The organism is Devosia sp. (assembly GCF_034675085.1).
GTDB lineage: Bacteria > Pseudomonadota > Alphaproteobacteria > Rhizobiales > Devosiaceae > Devosia.
This window is the reverse complement of the sequence record NZ_JAUCDN010000402.1, coordinates 1-2,521: the sequence shown is the minus strand read 5'-3', so window position 1 is coordinate 2,521 and position 2,521 is coordinate 1. Positions and strand designations below refer to the sequence as shown.

The following is a 2,521-nucleotide window of genomic DNA, read 5'->3' as shown; positions in this document are numbered from 1 at the left end:
CCGCCGACATGGGCCAGGCGCCCGTCGAGCCCAAGCTCGCCCAGCGCCATATAGCCATCGAGCGCGTCCTGCGGGATGGCGCCGATAGCCGCCATGACGCCCAGCGCGATGGGCAGGTCATAATGGCTGCCCTCCTTGGGCAGGTCGGCCGGGGCGAGATTGACGGTGATCCGCTTGGGCGGCAGGCCCAGACCGGAGGCATGCAGGGCGGCGCGGACGCGTTCGCCCGATTCATTGACGGCCTTGTCGGGCAGGCCGACCAGAATGAAGCGCGGCAGGCCGGGCGAAATCTGCACCTGCACATCCACGGGCACCGCCTCGATGCCCTGAAACGCCACTGTCGCTACCCGGGTCACCATGCCCAACGCCCCATGCCCTTGGGCGAGACTAGCAAAGTCGCTGCCGCCCTACAAGAACGTATGGCGAACGAAATACGGCGCGTTAACCATCGGCTTTGCCACAGAAGTAAACCTAATGGCTCGTTAACCCGACCATGTTGAATCAAAGGCGATCTTGTTGTTGTCGAGTGCTGTCCCGATGTCTGCCGCGCGGCCCTTTTTCTGCTTTTCCGCCCTTGCGAAGGGCGCGGTTTCGGCACTGTTGGCCGGGCTGCTGGTGGCCTGTTCGTCAGGCGGAGGCCTCTATGGGCCCATCCAGGGCGACAACCGGCCCCATTCCGGCGTCGACCGGGCGCGCGGCATGCCGATCCAGGGGATCGACGTGGCGCGCTATCAGGAAAATGTCGATTTCCGCACCGCCTTTCAGTCCGGCATCCATTTCGTCTTCATGAAGGCGACCGAGGGCAAGGACTATATCGACCCCAATTTCCGCGCCAACTGGACGCGGGCACGCGAGGCGGGCATGCCGCGCGGCGCCTATCACTTCATGACCTGGTGCTCCCTGGCCAGCGAGCAGGCGGCCTGGTTCGTGCAGAACGTACCCAACGATCCCGACGCGCTGCCACCAGTGCTGGACCTGGAATGGAACAATCATTCGAGCTGCAAGACCAAGCCGAACCGGGCCGACGCGCTGGAGAAGATCCGGCTGATGCTCGATGTCATGGAGCGCCATACCGGCAAACTGCCCATCATCTATACCGACATGACGTTCCATCGCGACGTGCTGGAAGGGGAGTATTTCCCCAATGCCTTCTGGCTGCGCTCCACCGCCGCCGAACCGCATGAGCGCTACAAAAACCGCACCTGGACCTTCTGGCAGTGGACCCAGACCGGGGTGGTGCGCGGCGTGCGCGGCGAGGTGGACCGCAACGCCTTTTACGGCAACCAGAACGACTGGCTGACTTTCCTGCTGACCGGGTGCGATCCGCGTTCCATCGCGGCTCTGGCCCCCTCCGGGCGCTGCCAGTCGGCCAAATAAAGCATGTCGCCCGAAAGTGGTCACCGGTTCCGGGATAAAGACATGCGCAAAACGGGGACCTAAAGCGCGACGAGAAAATCCGAAGGATCGTGACGCGCCTTGGGCCGGCTCAGCGCCCGTTCCAGCGGCGGGCCAGGCCATAATCGGCCATTTCGGCATCGGCTTCGGGCTGATAGAGCACGGCGCTGACGGCAATCGGACCCTGCTCGTCGGCATAGGCGAATTCCTGCTCGTCGCGCATGCCCAGCAGCGCCAAGCCATGCAGGGAGCGCAGCGACACGGTTTCCCCGATCACCTCGCGGGCCGCGCCCAGAACCAGGCGATGCTCGAGCCAGCGGCCCGCACCGATGCGGTAGCGCACCTGGCTGTTCATGGTGACGACATTGGGCTCGATCTCGTCCTGTCCGACGATATCGGTATGCACCAGCTTGTGGCGCAGCAGATCGTAATAGCCTCTTTCGCCGGCGGGGCGAGCCATGACGAGGCCGCGCAGAATGGCATAATCCCGATCCGTCATGACGAACTGGGCTGGACCCGACATGGCGATCGCTCCCTGTAAATGAATTGAAGAGGGGGCCGCGTCTCCTGAGAGGCGCGGCGCGTGAGCCGGAATTGCCGCTCAGGGCTTGCTGGAGGTCAGCGCCGTCAGCACCCGCGCCCGGTCGGCCAGATCGCGCAGGCGAATGGTCATGGTCTCGGTCTTGATCGGGGTCTGGGGCGGAAGCTTGTATTGCAGGTCGGGCAGGGTGGCCGTGGCCCAATCAGTGAAGCGCTGCAACTTGTGGCCGCCGCTGATGGGAAGGGTGAGCGAATACTTGAAGGTCATGGCGATAGGTCCGAACAAAAGCCGCGCCGCCTTTCCTGCCCAAGGGCCTCGGAACGACGGACGACAGCGAGACGCCCGCCGGAGCGGGCTCGAATATCAGCGGGAAATGTAGGGCTTATCCTGGCCCGGCCCTTGCTTCGCCCTTGGCTTATGCAGGTGGCCGAACCAGGTCACACGCCTCGAAGCAGGCGGGTCCGGTGATGGCGGCAAGTATCGGATCGATAGGTGCTCATGGCCCTATCAAAGCAGAAGCGGGGGGAAAGTCAAATCGGCGGGCGGGCCGGCTCCGGCGCTAGGTCATCTCACCGTTTAGGAGAA

Annotated in this window: 4 protein-coding genes; 1 reads left to right on the top strand and 3 read right to left on the bottom strand. The window is 64.0% G+C overall.

Annotated features, from left to right (window positions below):
• A partial coding sequence (locus VDP82_RS16945) for a magnesium chelatase domain-containing protein (RefSeq protein WP_323016002.1) occupies positions 1-359 on the bottom strand: 359 nt, incomplete at its 3' end.
• A gap of 178 nt (positions 360-537) precedes the next feature.
• Here VDP82_RS16945 and VDP82_RS16940 point away from each other — a divergent pair.
• Positions 538-1,377 carry a GH25 family lysozyme gene (locus VDP82_RS16940; RefSeq protein ID WP_323016001.1) on the top strand — a complete coding sequence of 280 codons (840 nt, stop codon included), beginning with the start codon at positions 538-540 and terminating at the stop codon, positions 1,375-1,377.
• 109 nt (positions 1,378-1,486) lie between these two features.
• On the opposite strand, the gene VDP82_RS16935 is transcribed toward VDP82_RS16940, so the two are convergent.
• The gene (locus VDP82_RS16935; RefSeq protein ID WP_323016000.1) at positions 1,487-1,918 is read right to left on the bottom strand and encodes a hypothetical protein; all 432 of its coding nucleotides are present in this window, start codon (positions 1,916-1,918) and stop codon (positions 1,487-1,489) included.
• 78 nt (positions 1,919-1,996) lie between these two features.
• Positions 1,997-2,203, bottom strand: a complete 207-nt coding sequence (locus tag VDP82_RS16930; RefSeq protein ID WP_323015999.1) for a hypothetical protein — start codon at positions 2,201-2,203, stop codon at positions 1,997-1,999.
• Positions 2,204-2,521: the final 318 nt, after the last annotated feature.